16 protein-coding genes, 1 tRNA gene and 1 pseudogene are annotated in these 19,438 nt (G+C 63.4%); 9 read left to right on the top strand and 9 right to left on the bottom strand.

What is annotated here, in order from left to right; genetic code table 11:
* The first annotated feature begins 154 nt into the window (after positions 1-154).
* From AC066S_RS16470 to AC066S_RS16460, 3 genes are all read left to right on the top strand, one after another.
* Entirely contained in the window at positions 155-1,213 is a 1,059-nt protein-coding gene (locus AC066S_RS16470) for a phosphotransferase family protein (RefSeq protein WP_126258066.1), read from the top strand.
* Positions 1,214-1,645: 432 nt separating this feature from the next.
* The gene (locus AC066S_RS16465) at positions 1,646-1,999 is read left to right on the top strand and encodes an NIPSNAP family protein (protein ID WP_478270191.1); all 354 of its coding nucleotides are present in this window, start codon (positions 1,646-1,648) and stop codon (positions 1,997-1,999) included.
* A complete protein-coding gene (locus AC066S_RS16460; RefSeq protein WP_478270190.1) occupies positions 1,996-2,622 on the top strand; it encodes a LysE family translocator in 627 nt (208 codons plus the stop codon). Before AC066S_RS16465 ends, AC066S_RS16460 begins: the two co-directional genes overlap by 4 nt.
* A gap of 322 nt (positions 2,623-2,944) precedes the next feature.
* Here AC066S_RS16460 and argE read toward each other — a convergent pair whose 3' ends face one another.
* Both argE and AC066S_RS16450 read right to left on the bottom strand, forming a co-directional pair.
* The gene (gene argE / locus AC066S_RS16455; RefSeq protein WP_478270189.1) at positions 2,945-4,123 is read right to left on the bottom strand and encodes an acetylornithine deacetylase; all 1,179 of its coding nucleotides are present in this window, start codon (positions 4,121-4,123) and stop codon (positions 2,945-2,947) included.
* Between the two features lie 1,124 nt (positions 4,124-5,247).
* Complete coding sequence (locus AC066S_RS16450) at positions 5,248-6,033, bottom strand: SDR family NAD(P)-dependent oxidoreductase (protein ID WP_478270188.1); 786 nt, start codon at positions 6,031-6,033, stop codon at positions 5,248-5,250.
* A gap of 135 nt (positions 6,034-6,168) precedes the next feature.
* On the opposite strand from AC066S_RS16450, the gene AC066S_RS16445 reads away from it, so the two are divergent.
* Both AC066S_RS16445 and AC066S_RS16440 read left to right on the top strand, forming a co-directional pair.
* Positions 6,169-6,867 carry a histidine phosphatase family protein gene (locus tag AC066S_RS16445; protein WP_478270187.1) on the top strand — a complete coding sequence of 233 codons (699 nt, stop codon included), beginning with the start codon at positions 6,169-6,171 and terminating at the stop codon, positions 6,865-6,867.
* Positions 6,868-6,931: 64 nt separating this feature from the next.
* Complete coding sequence (locus AC066S_RS16440) at positions 6,932-7,699, top strand: SDR family NAD(P)-dependent oxidoreductase (protein WP_271500755.1); 768 nt, start codon at positions 6,932-6,934, stop codon at positions 7,697-7,699.
* 310 nt (positions 7,700-8,009) lie between these two features.
* Here the strand turns inward: AC066S_RS16440 and AC066S_RS16435 are convergent.
* Together AC066S_RS16435 and AC066S_RS16430 are read right to left on the bottom strand one after the other, a co-directional pair.
* A pseudogene (locus AC066S_RS16435) lies at positions 8,010-9,062 on the bottom strand (IS110 family RNA-guided transposase).
* 161 nt (positions 9,063-9,223) lie between these two features.
* On the bottom strand, positions 9,224-10,459 hold the full coding sequence (locus AC066S_RS16430) for a serine hydrolase domain-containing protein (protein WP_478270186.1): 1,236 nt from the start codon (positions 10,457-10,459) through the stop codon (positions 9,224-9,226).
* A 150-nt stretch (positions 10,460-10,609) separates the two neighbouring features.
* Here AC066S_RS16430 and AC066S_RS16425 point away from each other — a divergent pair.
* Positions 10,610-10,685 (top strand) — tRNA-Trp (locus AC066S_RS16425).
* Positions 10,686-10,758: 73 nt separating this feature from the next.
* On the opposite strand, the gene AC066S_RS16420 is transcribed toward AC066S_RS16425, so the two are convergent.
* On the bottom strand, positions 10,759-11,367 hold the full coding sequence (locus AC066S_RS16420) for a site-specific integrase (RefSeq protein WP_478270185.1): 609 nt from the start codon (positions 11,365-11,367) through the stop codon (positions 10,759-10,761).
* A 749-nt stretch (positions 11,368-12,116) separates the two neighbouring features.
* On the opposite strand from AC066S_RS16420, the gene AC066S_RS16415 reads away from it, so the two are divergent.
* Positions 12,117-12,476, top strand: a complete 360-nt coding sequence (locus AC066S_RS16415) for a hypothetical protein (protein WP_478270184.1) — start codon at positions 12,117-12,119, stop codon at positions 12,474-12,476.
* A gap of 1,116 nt (positions 12,477-13,592) precedes the next feature.
* The gene (locus AC066S_RS16410; protein ID WP_478270183.1) at positions 13,593-13,985 is read left to right on the top strand and encodes a hypothetical protein; all 393 of its coding nucleotides are present in this window, start codon (positions 13,593-13,595) and stop codon (positions 13,983-13,985) included.
* A gap of 677 nt (positions 13,986-14,662) precedes the next feature.
* On the opposite strand, the gene AC066S_RS16405 is transcribed toward AC066S_RS16410, so the two are convergent.
* The 3 genes from AC066S_RS16405 to AC066S_RS16395 all read right to left on the bottom strand — a co-directional run bounded on the left by AC066S_RS16405 (position 14,663) and on the right by AC066S_RS16395 (position 16,588).
* On the bottom strand, positions 14,663-15,424 hold the full coding sequence (locus AC066S_RS16405; protein ID WP_478270182.1) for a glycosyltransferase family 2 protein: 762 nt from the start codon (positions 15,422-15,424) through the stop codon (positions 14,663-14,665).
* A 142-nt stretch (positions 15,425-15,566) separates the two neighbouring features.
* A complete protein-coding gene (locus AC066S_RS16400; protein ID WP_478270181.1) occupies positions 15,567-16,073 on the bottom strand; it encodes a hypothetical protein in 507 nt (168 codons plus the stop codon).
* 8 nt (positions 16,074-16,081) lie between these two features.
* Entirely contained in the window at positions 16,082-16,588 is a 507-nt protein-coding gene (locus tag AC066S_RS16395) for a hypothetical protein (RefSeq protein ID WP_478270180.1), read from the bottom strand.
* A gap of 222 nt (positions 16,589-16,810) precedes the next feature.
* Here AC066S_RS16395 and AC066S_RS16390 point away from each other — a divergent pair, with 222 nt between their 5' ends.
* Positions 16,811-18,412, top strand: coding sequence for a hypothetical protein (locus AC066S_RS16390; RefSeq protein WP_478270179.1), 1,602 nt, complete (start codon positions 16,811-16,813; stop codon positions 18,410-18,412).
* Here AC066S_RS16390 and AC066S_RS16385 read toward each other — a convergent pair.
* On the bottom strand, positions 18,396-19,436 hold the full coding sequence (locus AC066S_RS16385; protein WP_478270208.1) for a Gfo/Idh/MocA family protein: 1,041 nt from the start codon (positions 19,434-19,436) through the stop codon (positions 18,396-18,398). The genes AC066S_RS16390 and AC066S_RS16385 overlap by 17 nt on opposite strands.
* Positions 19,437-19,438 lie beyond the last annotated feature (2 nt).

The following is a 19,438-nucleotide window of genomic DNA, read 5'->3' as shown; positions in this document are numbered from 1 at the left end:
CGGAGAGCGCTGACCGCGCTCTCCCCACCGTCGTTCCGGGGCTCGCGAAGCGAGAACTAGGGTGCGCAATTGCGCACCTGAGAATCTCGAGATTCCGGGTCTGGTCCTTCGGACTGCCCCGGAATGACCGACAAGAAAAAGAGGGAGCGTCATCGTGGCTGACGGCGTCAGGAAAGACGAAGAATTTTCGGGCACCAAGCCGGTCGAGGAGCGGCATCGTTTCGACGAGCTGCGGCTGGAAGCCTGGATGCGCGAGCACGTCGAAGGCTTCGAGGGGCCGCTGGTCGTGCTGCAGTTCAGGGGCGGCCAGTCCAATCCGACCTATCGCCTCAACACGCCGAACCGTTCCTACGTGATGCGCCGCAAGCCGTTCGGCAAATTGCTGCCCTCGGCGCACGCGGTCGATCGCGAATACCGGGTGATCGCAGCGCTCGGCAAGCAGGGCTTTCCGGTCGCGCGCGCCTATGCGCTGTGCCAGGACGACGGCGTCATCGGCGCCGCCTTCTACATCATGTCGATGGAGGAGGGCCGTGTGTTCTGGGATCCGACGCTGCCAAGTCAGACGCCGGAAGACCGTCGCAAGATCTTCACCAGCAAGATCGAGACGCTGGCGAAACTCCACATGTTCGATCCCACCGCGATCGGCCTCGGCGACTTCGGCAAGCCCGGCAACTACTTTGCGCGCCAGATCGACCGCTGGACCAAGCAATATCGCGCCTCCGAGACGCAGCACATTGCCGAGTTCGAGAAGGTCGCCGAATGGCTGCCGAAGACCGTGCCCGAGCAGGCGCGCGTCTCGATCGTCCACGGCGATTATCGCCTCGACAACATGATTTTCCACGCGACGGAACCGCGCGTGCAAGCCGTGCTGGACTGGGAGCTGTCGACGCTCGGCGATCCCATGGCCGACTTCACCTATCTGCTGATGCAGTGGATCATGCCGGGCCTCGACGGCGCCGACCTCAAGGCGCTCAACATCCCGAGCGTGGAAGAGGCCGCGCAGATCTATTGCAACGTCACCAAGATGACGGTGCCCGATCTCAACTGGTACTTCGCCTACAACCTGTTCCGTCTCGCCGGCATCACCCAGGGCATCGCCGGCCGCGTCCGCGACGGCACCGCCGCCAACGCCAAGGCGCTGGAATCAGCCAAGCGCACCGTGCCGCTGTCGAAGGCGTCATGGGAATACGCGCAGAAGGCGGGCGCGGTGTAAGACCAACGAAGGCGCGGCTGGTGGCCGCGCCTTTCGCTTTCGGGAGTTCGTCATTCCCGCACATTGTCTGTCATTGCCCGCGAAGGCGGGCAATCCAGTATTCCAGAGACGCCAGTGCTTGAACCGAGAAGCCGCGGCGTACTGGATGCCCCGGACAAGCCGGGGCAATCGCATATGGCATCACACGCGAGCTGAGCGCGCGCCTCGTCCTTCGAGACGACCGCTTCGCGGTCTCCTCAGGATGAGGCTAAGTGGCATCGGTGCCCGCTGAAACTGCTGCCGCGCACTCCGTCCTCATCCTGAGGGCCCGCCAAAGGCGGGCGTCTCGAAGGATGGCCGCAGGGAAAAGCTCTCATACGGTCGTGCCGGGGCATGACATCTTCCTTGCCCTGCGTGCACGGCTAACCATATCTCCTCCGCAAGGAGACGGTTATGATCCGGCAACTGCGCATCTACGAAATCTTCGAAGCCTTTCACGCCCACTTTCGCGACCAAGCCGCGCGCATCATGCGAGCCAAATACGGCTTCCGGATCGTCGCGATGTGGGAGACCAAATTCGGCGACCGGACCGAGTTTGCCTATCTGCTGGAGTGGCCGAACGAGGCGGCGAAAAAGTCTGCTTGGGCAGCCTTTATGGCCGATGCCGAGTGGAGCGAAATCAAGCGTGTGACCCACGCGGAGCATGGACTGATGGTCGGCCAGATCGAGGACCGCCTGCTTGTCCCCGTGGACTATTCGCAGTCACTCAGCCTGTCACAGGAATTCACCTCGGAACCGCGCGCATGATCGACCACGCCACCCTCATTGCCTACATTCTGATCGTTCTCGGCTTCGTCTTCATTCCTGGCCCCGCGACGCTGCTCACGATGGCGCGGGCTGCAAGCTCTGGAACGAGGGTCGGCATTGCCACGGGCGCTGGCATTGCTGCGGGTGATGCGATCCACACTGGCATGGCGATCGTCGGCCTGTCAGCGATCATCGCGACTTCGGCGCTGCTGTTCAGCATCGTCAAATATGCGGGCGCGGGCTTCCTGATCTACCTCGGCATTCGCGCCATGATCGACAAGGCGCCGATCGGCCTTGATGGCGGCACGCCGGCGATCACTGCAGGGCGCGCATTCCGGCAGGCCGTGATGACCGAGGTGCTCAATCCCAAGACGGCGCTGTTCTTTCTTGCCTTCCTGCCGCAGTTCGTCCGGCCGGAGCACGGTTCGGTCACCATTCAACTAGCGATACTCGGCGTCGTCTTCGTGCTGCTCGGCTTACTTAGCACCGTTGTATTTGCCGTCGGCGCCGGCCGTCTCGGCAATCTCCTGCGCCGCCATCCGGCCGTCGTGAAATGGCAGGGCAAGGTGGTCGGGACCATCTACTGCGCCGTCGGCGTCAGGCTGGCGTTGCAGGAGCGCTGAGGCGCCGCGCGCTACGCTTCCGTAGGGTGGGCAAAGGCGCGTAGCGCCGTGCCCACCAGCTCTCCGTGATCACAGCGACAACGGTGGGCACGCTTCCGCTTTGCCCACCTACGGCACTGTCATTGCCCGCGAAGGCGGGCAATCCAGTATTCCAGAGACGCCAGTGCTTGAACCGAGAAGCCGCGGCGTACTGGATGCCCCGGACAAGCCGGGGCATGACACCGATGATGAGGTGAGGGCGAGGCACAACTCTCGTAGGGTGGGCAAAGGCGCGTAGCGCCGTGCCCACCAACTGTCCGCAATCACAGCGAAACTACGGCACCTACGCCGCGGCCTTCGCACAATGCGCGATCAGCCTCTCCACGAAGCCTGCGCATTTCTCCAGCTCGGCCATCTCCACGAACTCGTCCGGCGTATGCGCCTGCGCGATCGATCCCGGGCCGATTACCACCGAGGCGATATCGGCCATGCTCGCGAACAGGCTGGCTTCGGTGCCGAAGGCGACCTTGGCGTGGTCGTTGCGTCCGGCAAGGCTCTTGGCCAGCGTGACGATCGCAGCGTCGGCGGCGGTGTCGAGCGCGGGATAGTCGAGGATCTCCTCGAAACCGATGCCGCAATCCGGATGCCGTGCCTTCATCGCCGGCTCGAGCTCGGCCTTGGCCCAGGCGACGATCGCATCCGTCACCTCGCGCGACTCGGTGATGCCGATGCCGCGGCATTCGAAATCGACCGAGCAAGTGTCCGGCACGATGTTCAGCGCGGCGCCGCCGTGGACGATGCTGGTGAGCAGAGTCGAGTGCGGAACGTCGTAGAGGCTGTCCATCGCACGCATGGCCGCAAGCTTCTCGGCGCGGCGGCGGATCTCGACGATCAGCTCGGCCGCATATTCGATCGCGTTGACGCCGTCGGGGGCGATCGAGGAATGGCGGGCGAGCCCGTGAAAGGTCGCGCGCACACCGTGCTTGCCCTTGTGGCCGATGATCACCTTCATCTCGGTCGGCTCGCCGATGAAGGCGCCGAGCGGTTTGATCTTCTTCTTCGCGACCTCGCCGAGCATCGGCCGCACGCCGACGCAGCCGATCTCCTCGTCATAGGAGATCGCCAGATGAATCGGCGTTGCAAGCCTGGCCTCCACCATCTCCGGCACCATGGCGAGGCACACCGCGACAAAGCCCTTCATGTCGGTGGTGCCGCGACCGTAGAGCCTGCCGTCGCGCTCGACCAGCTTGAACGGATCATGGCTCCAGTCCTGGCCCACGACGGGCACGACGTCGGTATGGCCCGACAGCACGAAGCCGGGACGGTCCTCGGGGCCGATCGTGACCCACAGCGAGGCCTTTTGCCCGGTCGCGTCCACGATGCGCTCGCCCGTGATGCCGAACGCTGCGAGGTAGCTCTCGATATGGGCGATCAGGGGCAGGTTGGTGCGGTCGCTGACGGTGTCGAACGACACGAGGTCGGCGAGGAGTTTTCGAATACGGTCGGGTCTTGAGCTCGGCATTGTCTCGTTCTGTCAGGGGATGGAGGCTGAGGTTGCCTGCAGGAACCATACCAACGTGGGGGCCGGTGGGGCAAATCACCATCTCGGCCGTCATTCCGGGGCGATGCGCAGCATCGAGCCCGGAATCCATCGGGCCGCATCACGTGCGGCGACATGGATTCCGGGTTCGCGCCTTCGTCGCGCCCCGGAATGACGAGGGAGGAGCTCCCAGACCTTGCGTTGCCCGGCGGGCAAAACACCCAAACCATCGGTCAAGACATCTCGCCAAAAACATTCTTCTTTACCGAAATTCGGAAAGGGCGTATGTGTCGCCGCAACCCGGCCCAGGAAAGAGGGGCGTATCGCGATCGTCACGAACGCGGGCCGGGCGGCGGTGGACGCCGATGGCATCGGCGCGAAGAGTTTTGCAGGGCGGAGAGCCGTGAGCGAAACCTCTCGCGCACACGACCGGTGCGATCGGCGTACGGCAAAATCATGTGGTCCTGACGCCCGGGGTCTGGCGTCAAGTGTTGCGGTGATGTGGCGGCCCGACCGGGCACGCGCATCGATCAGCCGCAAGGCGACGGGGCAATAGGGCAACGCTCCCCGGGGAGAGCACGACATAAGCCGTCAAACCACTGCGCAGGGAAGGCCGGGATGTCTCCGGTTGCCCTGTTCTCCGCTATGCATGAAGCACACGCAGTCTGCTCTTGGCATGGCGGTCCATGGGAGCCAACCGGCTCCCGGCCTTCCCTGCGCCCTCTTTCATGAGGGTGGGACAACCAAGCAAAGCTCGGGCGAGATGAGCCGCGAGAACGAGAAGACGTGTCTACGGGTGAGATGCGAATCGAAAGAGCGATGCCCACCGCCCCACACTCCGTCATTGCGAGGAGCGAAGCGACGAAGCAATCCAGACTCTTTCCGCGGAGAGACTCTGGATGCTTCGCTGCGCTCGCAATGACGGCGTTGATGCAGTTGCGCGCGAACACTCCGCTCTCGTGCCCCGGACGCAGCGCAGCGTCCCTTCGACGATGCGCTGCAGAGCCGGGGCCCATGTCGAAGCAAGTGCCGCGGCCCCTGGGTCCCGGCTCTGCGCTGCAGCGTAAGGACGCTGCAGCGCGTCCGGGACACGCGGGACGTCCTCACTACACCGGCTTGCCCGTGTACGGCATCGATGCCGTCAGGCCGCCGTCGACCGGGAACGCCTGGCCGTTGACATACGAGGCCTCGTCGCTGGCCAGGAACATGCCCATCGCTGCGAGCTCGTGCGGCTGGCCCGGGCGCTTGAGCGGGTTGAGCTGGCCGATCTTGTCCTGGGTGCCACGCTCCTTGGCGCGGTCGAAGATCGGCTTGGTCATGCCGGTCTCGATCAGGCCCGGGCACACCGCATTGATGCGCACGCCGGTGCCGGTGAGCGAATAGGCCGTGGTCTGCACCAGGCTGATCACGCCCGCCTTGCTCGCCGCATAAGGATGCCCGCTGGCGCCGGCCTTGAGGCCGGCGACGGATGCGGTCAGCACGATCGCGCCGGACTGCTGCTTCACCATATGCGGCATCGCATGCTTCACCGCGAGGAACGGCCCGATCAGATTGATGCGCAAGATCTCCTGCCAGTGTTCCACGGTCTGCTCGGCGAGCGGAACGAGTCCGCCGGAAATGCCGGCATTGGCCCAGATCACGTCGAGCCGGCCGTGGGTCGTCACCGCCTTGTCGATCACGGCGATGACGTCCATCTCCGAGCCCGCGTCCGCGATCATGGCTTCCGCGACGCCGCCGGCTTTCTTGATCTCGTCGACGGTCTCCTTCACCGCCTCGGTGCGATCGACCGCGATCAGCTTGGCGCCTTCCCTGGTGAACAGCAGCGCGGCGGCGCGGCCGATGCCGCTGCCGGCGCCGGTGATGATGACGGATTTGCCTTGCAGGCGGCCCATGCGTTTCTCCCTTGTGGTGTCCCGCGTGGCGCTTGCCGCGCGGCGGAATTTCAAACAAGATTTCAAACGGTAAAGTGTCTTGAGACAGGTTCGCTACTGACGTACAGCGACATCAAACGGGATGGAAGGGTTTCGATGGCAGGTGCAGACAAGCCAAATGTGGTCGTCACGCGATGGTGGTGGGTCCGTCACGCGCCAGTGCGCAATGACGGCGGCAACATCTACGGACAGTCCGACATCGCCTGCGACACCAGCGATACCTATGTGTTCAATGCTGTTGCCAAGGTGCTGCCACGCACGGCGGCCTGGTATTCGAGCAACCTGATGCGCACCCACCAGACCGCCGAGGCGATTTGGGCGGCCGGCTTTCCAAGGCCTGCGTCGATGAAGTGGGAAGCGGACCTCGCGGAGCAGAATCTCGGCCGCTGGCAGGGCATGAACCGGGCCCAGTTCATCGCGAGCCGCCCCGTCGGCACCAGCTGGTTCGCCGACGTCAACGAGCCCGCGCCCGGCGGCGAAAGCTTCATGGATCTCTACAACCGCACACGCCGCACCATCGAGCGGATCAACGCTGAGGCGGCAGGGCAGGACATCATCGCGGTCGCGCATGGCGGCACGATCAAGGCGGCGCTGGGTCTCGCGCTCGACGGCCAGCCGGAGCGCGGGCTGTCGTTCGACATCGACAATTGCTCGGTGACGCGGCTGGACTATTTTGCGAGTCCCGAGCGCACCGTCTGGCGGCTGCCGATGGTGAACCAGCAGCCGTGGATTGCGGATGCTGCGCACGCAGCGATGCACCAGCCGGCGGGGCCGGAAGTCAAGAAGTTCGCCTGAAGCGGCTGTCGCTCGCGAGCGACATGAGTTTCGGGCCAATCAAATCGTACTCAGGGAGAGACACATGACCTTGTTCGACATGAAGGGGAAAGTCGCAGTCATCACGGGATCGACGCGCGGCATCGGGCTTGCGATCGCCGAGCGCATGGCCGAGCACGGCGCCAAGGTCGTGATCTCCTCGCGCAAGGCCGACGTCTGCGAGCAGGTCGCCAAGGGCATCAACGACAGGTTCGGCAAGGGCACCGCCGTCGCGGTCGCCGCAAACATCTCGTCAAAGGAGAATCTGCAAAACCTCGTCGACGAGAGCAACCGCGCCTTCGGCAAGATCGACGTGCTGGTCTGCAACGCCGCCTCGAACCCGTATTACGGTCCGCTCGCCGGCATCTCAGACGATCAGTTCAGGAAGATCCTCGACAACAACATCGTCGCCAACAACTGGCTGATCTCGATGGTGGTGCCGCAGATGATCGAGCGCAAGGACGGCTCCATCATCATCGTCTCCTCGATCGGCGGCCTCAAGGGCTCGACCATCCTCGGCGCCTATGCCATCTCCAAGGCCGCCGACATGCAGCTCGCGCGCAACCTCGCCTGCGAATACGGCAAGCACAATATCCGCGTGAACTGCATCGCGCCTGGCCTGATCAAGACCGACTTTGCGAAAGCGCTGTGGGACAATCCGGAGAACCTGAAGGCCTCGACCTCGCGCTCGCCGCTGCTCCGCATCGGGATTCCCGACGAGATCGCTGGCGCGGCCGTGTTCCTGGGCTCCAAGGCCGGCGACTTCATGACCGGCCAGACCATGGTGATCGACGGCGGCGCGACGATCAGTTGAGGGTTTCGGGTCCCGGACGCGGTGCGGCACGCAGTGCCGCTCATATGTGGACGGCCCCCGTGGCACAAGAGCTTTGTGAGGTTTGATCGGATCGCTTGCATCCATATGTCCGGCCTGTTGATGCGGCGTGTTGAATCGCGGGCCAAGATGGTTTTCGCGACGCGAGTTCCAATCAGAAAGGCGACCTTGTTCGGTCACTGGGTCCCACGGATTTGCTCGCATCTCGGAACGATCGATCGCACCATCTCCTCTGCTCTTGCAGCTCCGGTTCGGCCGGTGGGCGAACCCGCCGGTCGGCCGAATCTCTCACCTACGCGGCGGCGGCCACTTCGGCCTCGCTTTTGGCATCGAACCGCGCGCTGTCATAATCCTCTCCCGTCGTCATCAGCTTCCAGGCGATGCGTGCAGTCTTGTTGGCCAGCGCCACGGCTGCCTGCTTCGGCGTTTTGCGCTGGAGCAGGTCGAGCAGCCAGCGCGATCCACGACGGTGCTTCCCCGTCGCTTGCTTGACTACCGCGGTCGCCCCGACCACTAGAAGTTGACGTAATCTCTCGTCGCCGGCTCGGGTTATCTTGCCGAGCCTGGTCTTTCCAGCGGTGGAATGGTCTTTGGGCGTCAGGCCGAGCCAGGCTGCGAACAATCGTCCCGAACGGAAGGCGTGCGGATCAGGCGCCTTCATCACCAGCGCGGCCGCCGTAACTGGCCCGATCCCAGGGACCTGCGCCAAGCGCCGGCTTGTGGCGTCGGCACGGTGCCAGGCCAGCAACTTGGCCTCGATCGCCTTCATCTCGGTCTGCACCTGGTCGTATTACCGAGCAAGCATCACAAAAAGCTCGCGGCCCAGCACGGGCACACGTTCGTCCCGCTCGATCGCGGCCAGGAAGGCAGCAAGCTTGTCCAGCCCTTGGGCCGCGGTCAGACCGAACTCCGCCGCATGACCCCGGATCGTGTTGGAGAGTTGCGTGCGACGCCCGACCAATTGCTCGCGGACGCCAAGCAGCATCAATGCGGCCTGCTGCTCCGCCGTTCTTTACAGGCACATACCGCATCCGCGGCCGGCTTGACGCCTCGCAAAGCCCCTCCGCATCGCGTCCGTCGTTCTTGTTGCGCGGCACGTAGGGCTTCACCAGTTGCGGCGCAATCAGCTTGACCGTGTGTCCCAGCCTGCCGAGCTCCCGTGCCAAGTGGTGAGCCGCCCCGCAAGCCTCGATCGCGACACCGTCGGCGGCAGCTTCGCAAAAAACTCCAGCATCGCTTTGCGACTAAGCCGCTTGCGCAGTACGACTTGCTCCGACGCATCGACGCCATGGAGCTGGAAAATATACTTCGACGTATCCATCCCAATGCGGATAATCTGGCTCACGGACGGCTCCTGTGAATGGGTGTGTGACAACCTCATTCTGGCACAACTGATGCCGTAGGGGGCCGTCCACCCCATCAGAAGCCAAGAGCGAGATTGCAAAGGCATGGGCCCCGGCTCTGCGCCGCACCGCTACGCGCTGCGTCCGGGGCACGAGCGAGACCTCACTCCACCGCGGCGTAAACCAGATCCCGCACCAGGGTCCGCGTGTAGTCGCGCTGTCCGGGCCCCTGGCTCATGAACACCGCGAACAAATCTTCCTTCGGATCGATCCAGAAGAACGTGCCGGCGATGCCGCTCCAGAAATACTGGCCGACGCTGCCGGGGAACGGCGCGATGCCAACCTCGCGGCGCACGGCGAAGCCGAGACCGAAACCGTGGCCGGGAGCAAGCAGGGTGCCGTTGATCTGAACGTGCGGCCCGAGATGATCGGACGCCATCAGCTCCAGCGTCTTGCGGCCGATGATCCTGTTGCCGTCAAGCGTGCCGCCATTGCGCAACATCAGGCAGAAGCGGGCATAGTCCATCGTGGTCGAGACCAGGCCGCCGCCGCCGGACTCCATCACCGGCTGCTCGAGCATGTTGAACAGCGCGACCTTGTCGCCGGTCCAGGGATCGGCCGCGAATGGCTCGGCGAGCCTGCCCGCATTGGCCTCGGAGGTCGAGAAGCCGGTCTCGGCCATCTGCAGCGGGGCGAGCACGCGCTCGGTGAGGAAGGCGCCGAGCGACTTGCCGCTGACGACCTCGATGATGCGGCCGAGGATGTCGGTGGAGCGGCTGTAGTTGAACTCCGCGCCGGGCTGGCAGACGAGCGGGAAGCTCGCCACCAGCGCGGCATGCTCGGCGTTGCTGATCTTGCGGCTGCGGACGCGGGACGCCTGATAGAGTTTGTGCACGGGACCGTCGCCCTGGTGCTCGTAGGTGAGGCCCGAGGTGTGGCGGAGCAGGTCCTGCACGGTCATCGGCCGCGTCGGGGCGACCAGCTCCAGCTTGCCGTCCTTGACGACGCCGACCTGCTGGCTCGCGAATTCCGGGATGAATTTGGCGACGGAATCGCTAAGCAGGAGGCAGCCGTCCTCGACCAGCGCCATGACGGCGACCGACACGATCGGCTTGGTCATCGAAAAGATCCGGAAAATCGAATCACGTGCCATCGGCGCGGCGACCGCCGGGCTCTGCTTGCCGAGCGCCTCGAACCAGCCGACCTGGCCACCTCTCGCCACCAGCACCGTGACGCCGGGAACGGTTCCCTTGTCGATCTCGCGCTTGAAGGTGTCCGACATGGCCTTGAGGCGGGGACGCGACAGCCCGAGGGTCTCCGGGCGCGCCTCCGGCAAGGGCGGGGTCAACGGCGCGATGGCGGCCTGTGAGGCGGCTGGAGCGGTCGCTGTGGCGGTCATGGGGACTCCCGGTTGTTCTTGATTATCGGCAATGGACTGTGGCTCAGAAGGCCCGGCACAAACAAGCGAAGCCGGCCCGGTTCACCCTTGCAATCCGGCCGCTCTCTGTGCTTGAAAGCGTGTCTGATCCTAAGGCGACGCAGGGTCTGTAGGAGTGTAGCTCAATTGGTAGAGCACCGGTCTCCAAAACCGGGGGTCGCAGGTTCGAGCCCTGCCACTCCTGCCAGTAAAATCAATCGCTTAAGCGGCTCATTACCTCGAACAGACTCTGAACTGGACCCAAGTCGGACCCAAACGGCTCAGGCCCCAAAAATGCCGGCAGACAGATCGTTGATGACCGAGGCGACTGAAGTATCGGCCCTCTGCTTTCGCTTGCGCTTCGCGTAGTTCCTCAGAAGCACCGCCGGGTCGTCACCGATCCGCTCGGTCACGGTGTGCACCGGTACGCCCTTGTCCAGGAGCAGGGTGGCATGGGTACCGCGGAGGTGGTGAAACTCAAAGCCGAGGAAGCCGAGCGCGTCCGCGCCCTTTCGGAAGCGCTTCGAGAATGCGCTGGGGTCCCGCGGCTTCGTGATGTCGAAGTCCTCTCCGGCCGCCGGCGCGCCGGGGAAGAAGGCATCGTCAGGCAGCTTGATCTTGGTGAAGTCGACATTGGAGGCCTCGGCACCGTCAGGGATGCCAGCAACGAGCCGCTGGTACTTCTCGCGCTCGGCTAGCAGCAACGCGACGGTCCCGTCGTCCAGCGCGATGGTGCGCTTCCCGCGCCATTTCTTGGGCACCTTGTAGCGGACGCCAAACTTTCTGGTGATCTCCAAGTCACGCTCGACCCGCAGGGTCTTTTTCTCGGAATCCTCGGAATCGAAGTCGATCCACCGGAAGGCCAGCAGCTCATTGCGCCGGAGACCCATCGACGCGTCGACCGCGACCGGAAGGTACATCGTCGGCGACGGCTTGAAGCCGTTGAATCAACGTCTTAAGGTCCGGCTCGTCGAGCGCCAGGGCATGATCGCTCTCACGGGCCGACGGAAGCTGTTCGATGCGAGTCATCGGATTGCTTGCCAGCATTCCCTTGCGCTCGGCCGTGGACAGTGACGAGTTGAAGAACCGGTGTACATGGTTGTCCGAACGGCGATCTCGCAGCAGAAATCCTCATCCAATTTGAAAGCAACAGCGTCGCGCGAATAAGAGAGATCACCGGCCCGGTGGACCGAACGCACTTGGCCCCAGCCGAATACGGGCTATGGGCCGGTTGCTGAGACAGGTGATTCCGAATGTGGCGAACTCACCGGACATCGAATAAGCGGCGCCCACTGTGGATTTCCGCAGGCCTCACCGCACCCGGTGACCTTCAACTTGCGGCGTCTTGCCGGGGACTTCCAGCCATGATCAGCACCGTGCAACTCGGGTGTAGCTACTTGCTGCTACCCGTGTAGCCCACTCCTCTGCCTAGCCATAGGAAAGCTGCGCGCCTGCACGTGTGCTGCACGCTTGCCTCACGGTATAGGCAGTTGCGAGGGGGCGGAAGAACCTCGTTTTGCCCAGGCACGAAGTAACGGCGAAGCTAGGCGATCTTCGTCGCGGATTATCCTATACGCTTGACCGGCCAAGTAACACGTTACGTCGGCGATGTGGGCCGGTTTTGATCCAGAGCACCACCATGTCCAACATCATCACGTTCCCGCGCACCCGCCCGTCATCAAACGTCCGCGCCCTTAATCTGCCATTCAACTACCGACCAGCGCCGGCCGGCTCATCGCGTCCCGAACGTCGGCGCGCGAACATGCACACCTGCGTGTTTCGGAGCTACGACCTAATTATCAAATCGAGCGAGGCGGATCTCGTCCGCGTCGTTCACCATGATCCGCAGAAGGCGAATACTGAGCTGAGGGGCATCCAGCAGCAGCGCCAGCGCGATCGAGAGCACGCGGCCGCCCGTGAGGAGCTTCTGACTAGGACAGAGGTCAAGCTCGCCGCCGCGCTCGCCTCGGTTCAGTGCAGCCGATCGATGGAGGGCTGAACAATGGCAAAGGCAAAGCAGAAGCCTGTCAAGCCCAGCCGTGGGGCGATCGCCCGCCGCGGCAACGCCGCCAAGCGGCTCAAAACCCGCCCGGAGTGCGCCAATGAGCCGTTTGGTCTCGGACGGGGCAAATCGCCAGACGCCTCCAGTAGCTCGCAATCGATTCGGGGATCGAGGCGGCGCCGGCGGTCGGCCCGACCATGTCCGAGAAACTGGCTGCTTACTGCGACCGGCACCGCATAAGCTACGACTGGATGCTCGATGGCTGCCTAAGGGCCTCAAGCAGATGGTCGACGCGCGGCGAATTCGGCTGGCGGCAGTACCGAGCGCTACCACCTTCGCAGAGCGAAGTATGCCCAGCGCACGCCCGAGCACCAGGCGATAGTGACAGCTGATATTTATCGCATCATGGCGGAGCACGACCAATGAAGCGCCGCCGCCGAGCTCACAGGAAGCGCGACCGGTAGCGGCCGATGACGCATCGCCGACGGCTCAAGCGGCAGGAACGAGGCCCCGCCGGTTCACGCTGGTGGGCCAGTACCTAGTAGCGTTCGTAATATCTTGGTTCGTACCTATCGCGGTGAGGTCGATAATAGCCGTCGCCATAGCCGTAGCCGTATGGGGCGTAGCGAGGTCTCGCGTAGGCCCCGGGGGCGCGATAGTCGTTCGGGTAGCAGCGACCGTTCGAATAGTTAAAGTCGTAGCCATCCGGACATGAGCCGCCTCTTCCCCGAAATTGGACTTGTTGTACGAGGGCTTCCTGGGCAGGGGCGGCCGATACTGGCCCAAGGCCAGCCAGCGCCAGTACCGCAGCTTGAATAAGCACCGTGTCTCTCCACTCTTGATAGATGTGCAACGAAAGGCCAGGAACCAAGTTCCCATACCGACGGTTATAATGCGCTTTGGCGCAACAGCCATTGAACGGCTCATTCACCTGCTGTTCACAGGGGTTCCCATCCCCCTCAGTGGCCTTGCGATTGTAAGCCGCGGATTGCCCCTCTCGAAGTCGGGCCGAAGATCGGCGCCGCGACTTCTGCATACCTGACAGACTAACTGTGGCTCGATGTCAGACAGCCGCACGGAATCGCCCCAACGATCGGCGTCCAGAGCAACGTGATGGCCGCAATGGCAGTAGACCAGCACGCCGCGGACGCCCATCTCGCGCATCTCGCCGAAGGTGATCTTGAGCGGCCGGCCATCTGCGCGCGTCGGCGTGTGTGGCGCTTTGAACGGGGCATGCCGGCCATCGAAGCGCGCCGCCGGCGAGAAACAAATTATCAATCCCTTGGGCCACGGAACGCGGGCGAGTTACTGCGCGTCGTGGGTGTGCAGGAACCCTTTTTGCAGCCCCGCGGCTGCACGGATCCAATCGTCACTTTGCCTGCGGGATTGCGCGCTTCATTTATTGATCGAAGAGGGGCACATGAAGGCGGTATCGCCATGCGAAGGCGAATAGATCATGCCCTTCTTGATGACTGCTACGCGTCGGAGCGACACTGGCGGTTTTGACTTTTAGCAGCTGGGCGATGTCGCCCGATCTCTGAATTCCGCTGCCGAGCTTTGCGAGAGCTCGCATATATTTCCCTTCCGACGGAGTGCAGCGGTCAAAGCGTACCTTGAAGAACCCCTCATCAAGAACGGCAGTTGCATTGTTGTGGGCTTGCAAGACGTCTCTCGCCCGGATGTGGTTTCCCTCAGCTACATTCCACGCTTCGTGAGCCCATTGCTGCGGAAAGTAGGGATATCGCTCAGTAAGGCTTAGGATCTGATTGACCGCCGCGGGTTCGATCTCGATGCCCTCTTCGCGTGCCGGGTTGCCGAGCGTGAGCCTGCGATCTCGGTTCCTTTTGTCCCTGAGTCAAATCGACTCAGCGTCGCACAATTCGTCGGACCCAACACTGGACCCAAAGGCGAAAGTACAGGACAGAACTGGACGGACAGGGTGGATTATGAAGAGAGCAGTACCGCTTGTTTACTTACGCAATCGAATTGGGCGACACCAGACGATACGATGTCGCCCGTACTCCAAAACCGGGGGTCGCAGGTTCGAGCCCTGCCACTCCTGCCAGTAAAATCAGTCACTTAGATGAGATGCTGGCGGGGTAGAGACAAGGCGTCCCTCGTACGAATCACGGAAAAGCCGTCCAAATATCCGAGGTCCCGCGCCGAGGCCTGCGGGGCGCGCCTCAACGCACGAGGGTCCGCTCCGCGTCGCGGGGAACCTGGCTGAGATCGACGTCCCGGATGGGAACGCGGCGCAGCAAAGAGACGATGGTCCCGACGAGCTCGAAATAGGTGTGCATCCGCAGTGCACGGGATGACCCCTTCAGCTCCGCGTTCAGGCTCACAGGTACCTGCACGTAGCTGAGGCCGAGCTGGAGCAGCGAGATCAACGCGCAGATCTGATAACCGTAGCCGTCGGTCTTCACCGCGATCTGGCGCAGCCATTTCACGGGATAGACGATCATGCTGTGGTAGTCGGACAGCCAGAAGCCGAACAGGAAGTTCAGGATGAACCGCAGCGAATGCGACTGCAGCGAGCGGTTGACCGAGCGGTCCGACTGGTTGTCGCGATAGGTGATGACGAGGTCAGCGGCGCCCGCGGCCTTGAACATCCGGGCAATCCCGTCGTTCTGGAAGGCGTGATCGCCGGGAATGAGCGTGATGGCGTCGAACTTCGCGCGCGACAGGGCGAATTCGAAACCGGCGCCGACACCCCGCCGTTCGGCGTTGTGATGCACGATGATGCGCGGATCGCCGGCCGCGAACTCGTCCAGGATCGCGCCGGTGGCGTCGGTGCTGCCATCGTCGATCAGAAAGATCTCGAAATCGTCGAGCAGCTCGCGGGCGAGCGGCAGCACGCCGCCAATGGTGTCGGCGATCTTGTCCTGCTCGTTCAGAGCAGGGATGACGATGGTAAGCCGCTTTGCCGCCCTGGAAGGTGTCATCTTATGCCGCCGTTGCCGGCTACCCTTGACTGGTAGAACCCCGGGACAACTCTAGGTCATCTGAGCCGGGCGAACAATGTGGGCCCCGGACCATGGTCCACACAACCGGACGGGAAAGCCGGGATGTGTGTGTTTCGCGCAACTAGTCGGAAAAATCATAGAGGCCGGTATCGCCAATGCCGAAGGCCCGGCGCAGCCATCCGATGCGGCCTGCCATATTCCGGCCCGCCGCCGTCGCCCTGAAGTGCGAATCGACCGGTTCGACCAGGCCGCCATCGACCAGGTTCCCAATTCGTCCCCGGAAGAGATCCGGAACCTGCCTCTCGGCGATGTCCGAAACCGGGGCCCTGCGACCGGGCCGGTCGACGAGGCTGCGCAGGATGTCCAGGGAAACCGATTTATACACCGCGCCAAAGGCGAAAACGTAAGCCATGACGCAAAATCCGAAAATCGACGCGGCGTTCCAATATTGAAATTGCGGGATGGCGAAAATTCCGAGCATCACGCCGAGACCATGCGAGACGACCGCGGCGATCGCGAGCAGGATCACGGGTCCGAGCGCCCATGCGCGAGCGCGGGCCATGAGCTGCAAGGCAGGCGCCAGCAGGGCGAAGACGACGACGGCGACGAATCCGACAGCGAAGGACATTGTGCCGCTCACCCAAGACCCGTCGACAGACGAACAAGCTTGACGAAATGCGCGACCGCTACCCCCTTGGCCGTCGGGGCCAGCCGGCCGTCCGCCGTCACCACCAGCCTTGAGCTGATCAGGAGTTTCAGGCGGTTGTGCGCGAAGGTGCCGAGGTCGCCGCCCTGCATGTACGCCTCGGCCCATTGCTCCAAAGTGAGGGGACGTCCGGACTTGACCAGCGCCATGAGCAGCGTGACCGTAAAGCCCCAAGCGAGCAGACTGAACGGGATGTAGCAAAACATCATCGCGGTCCCCAACAGCAGGAGACCGCCAATCACGTCGCCGACGTCGCGTTGACCTGGAAGCGCCACACACGCGATGGCGTAAAAGATGACGACGCTGGCGCAGGCCAGCCGGAAGCGGCGGCCGGATCCGCCGGTGGCGGCGATGCGCGCGTAACACAGCAACAGCAGTGGAAAGGCGATGCTGAGACCAATCGCAGCGGCCTGCGCCGGGCCCGGTAGCATGTTCATTGCGTAAATCGCCCCGGACGCTCTCAGGCCCAGCCAGAGCGGAAGTCTATAGGAGGTCGCATTTTTCCGGTCAAGAGAGCCCCCGGCGCCCCGGACTTGCGGACGTCTTGTGGGCGTGCGAAGCCTTGCCGGCGCCGTCCCCTTATTCGAGATGCTCCCCAATTGCTGCGTGCGATAGTCGTCCTCCTCATCGTGTTGCTGGCTGCACATGCGCCGATGCTCATGAACGACGGCCTCTTCATGGACGACTGGCTGGTGCTCAAGCTGCGTGCGGACTATTTCGTTGACATCGGCTTCCTGCTGAATGGCGCCGGTCATCCGATCTTTTACAGTTACGACATGCTGGCGAACTGGACGGGCGCACCAGTGGCCGTGATGGTATCGCTGGCGCTTGCTGGAATCGTCTTCGGCGCGGTCTGTCTGGTGCTGACGGCGACGCGGCTCGGTTTGCTCGATCGCGCCGAAGCGGTCGGCGTCGCGATGATCGTCTGGACCTATCCCGGCTATCAGCTTTGGGCAGGCAAGGCCAACGCCGTCTACGTTTTCAGCTTTGGGCTGCTGTTCGTTGGCGCTTGGCTGTTGGTCCTCGCTTTCAGCGCCCGAGGCTGGCGGCTTGTGTCGCTTCGCGTCGCTTGTGCGTTCGTGTTCCTTCTCAGCTTCGCGCTCAACTCGACGGTCGTGCTCTATGCCTTCGTCATGCTTGGGCTGTTCGTTGCGACATGGCAGAGCGGAAACGTCGGAGAGGGCTTCCTTCGCCGCACCCGGCACGCAGCCTGGCGTTGCGCGCTGGGCTATCCGGAATTGATCGTGCTTCCTCTGGTGTATGCGGCCGCGCTCAGTATCTGGTTCAAACGGATTGGTCTTTATGCGCAACACTATGGCGCCCATCTCCCCACGCTCGGCGAAATGGCGAATGGATGGCGGGCGTTCTTCGACGCCGGCTACAGGGACGTCGTGATCCACGCCATTCAGGCAGCGTCCCAGAGTCCGGCCCCCTTCGCCATCGCTGCTGTCCCCGTCGCCGTCACTGTGTTGCTGCTGCGTCCCGGCAAGGAGCCGCCTGCATCAAGACGCGCGATCGCCTTGCCGCTCGCGCTCGCCGTGGTTCTGTTCCTCGCCTTGTCGTCACCCTATCTGATCGCTGGCCTGCGACCCTCTTCCGCGCATTTTTACGAGAGCCGTCACCTGTTGCTGTTCGGTATTCCGGCGGCGCTGACGCTGCTCGCGCTCAAGCGTCTGGCAGACCATCGGATCGGCTCTGGCGTTGCCTTCGCGTTCCTGTTCGGATCGGGAACGATGCTGTGGATCGGCATGTTGTGGAACGACTACGCCTTCATGCAGGCGAGAACGCTGAAGCAGGAGGCTCTGACGAGCAGCCTTGCCAACCGGGTGCAGCCCGCGGCCACGGTCTACGCGCTCGACGATCACTTTTTCGGCCATCCGTCGCGAGACGTGCCGTTCGGCCTCGCCGAGGTCACGGGCATGCTTCGCCTCGCGTGGGGCAATCAGCCCTTCTTCGGGTTTGCCTTGCGTGCCGAGCGGCCCGATATTCTCTACGAAATGGCCGAGAAGCGGGTCGCTCTGGGAACTGCATTCCGTCACTTCGATCCGTCGGGGCCGCAGGCGACGATCTTGTTGCTGGCGGCCTCTGGGACTGCGTCGGATCGGACGTTGGTGCGAAAGTACTACACATGCCGCTTGCTGGCGCGCTGTGATGTTGCAGAGCTTCTGGCTCAAATTGCGCGGGTCACGATCGAGGTGGGCCCGATTGCCGGCATCATTCCGCTCGACCGCGCAAGCGAGAGTGTCAAGCCAGGCCGCTAGCCCACCGCTTCCAGACTGTCTCTGCAAGCGCGATGTCGGTCACCGAATCCGCGCCGGAGGCCAGCGGTGTACCATGCGTGGCGACATCGGAAACGAAGGCGTCGGCCTGCCGCCGAAATGCCCAGCTCGCATCACCGGCCAGCCGCGTGCGTTGACCATTGCTGTCGACAACCACCTCCGCCTCTTCTGCGGCAAACGGTGGGGGCAGTTCCAGGGTCACCGCGCCGCGCTCGAAGTCGATGGTCAGTCCTTCGCGCCAGGCTCCGTCTGACCCGCTCACGAGATCTAGCGTGCAGGCGATGCCGTCAAAATCGAGGGTGATGCGCCCGGCCCCTGAAGCCTCGATCGCGCTTTCGGTGACCGCGGGCGACGATCCGAGCAAATAGCGCGACAGGTTAATGATGTGGCTGAAGACGTTCAGAAAGTTGTCGTAGCCGGGACGTATCGAGCGCGGCATCCAGTCGGGGCCATCCTGCCAGAGTTCGATTCCGTCCGGGCGCGCTTCGCCGGTCATCACGAAATTGTCCTGCGACCGCCCCGTGTCGCCGCCGAAGCACCAGCCCTTTGCCCGGACGATGCGTCCGAGCGAGCCGTCATGACGCAAGCGCGTCAGCACCTCAAACGCCCGTGCCACGCCGGCGTCGTGACGCTTCATGTAGCCGATGCTGTAGACAAGGTTTTGCTGCCGTGCGGCTTCGGCCAGCGACATGGCCTGGGCGGTCGTGTAAGCCATCGGCTTCTCAGAGAGCACGTGCCGGCCGCTGTTGAGCGCGTCCAGCACGATCGGACCAGTGGCCCGGCGCTTGGTCACCACCACGACGGCGGATACCGCGCTGTCCGCGAGCAGCTGCCGGTGCGAGCCGTAAATTCGCGAGATGCCGAATTTCTGCGCGGCCGCAGCCGCCAGATCCGGCCGGAGGTCTGCGATCGCGACGACGCGACAGGCGGGATTGGCGACGAGATTGGCGAGGTGGCACATCTGGCCGACCATGCCCGTTCCGATGATGCCAATGCCTGGCCTCAATG

The organism is Bradyrhizobium sp. CFUWI (genome assembly GCF_056429085.1).
This window is presented reverse-complemented; position numbering and strand designations above follow the sequence as displayed.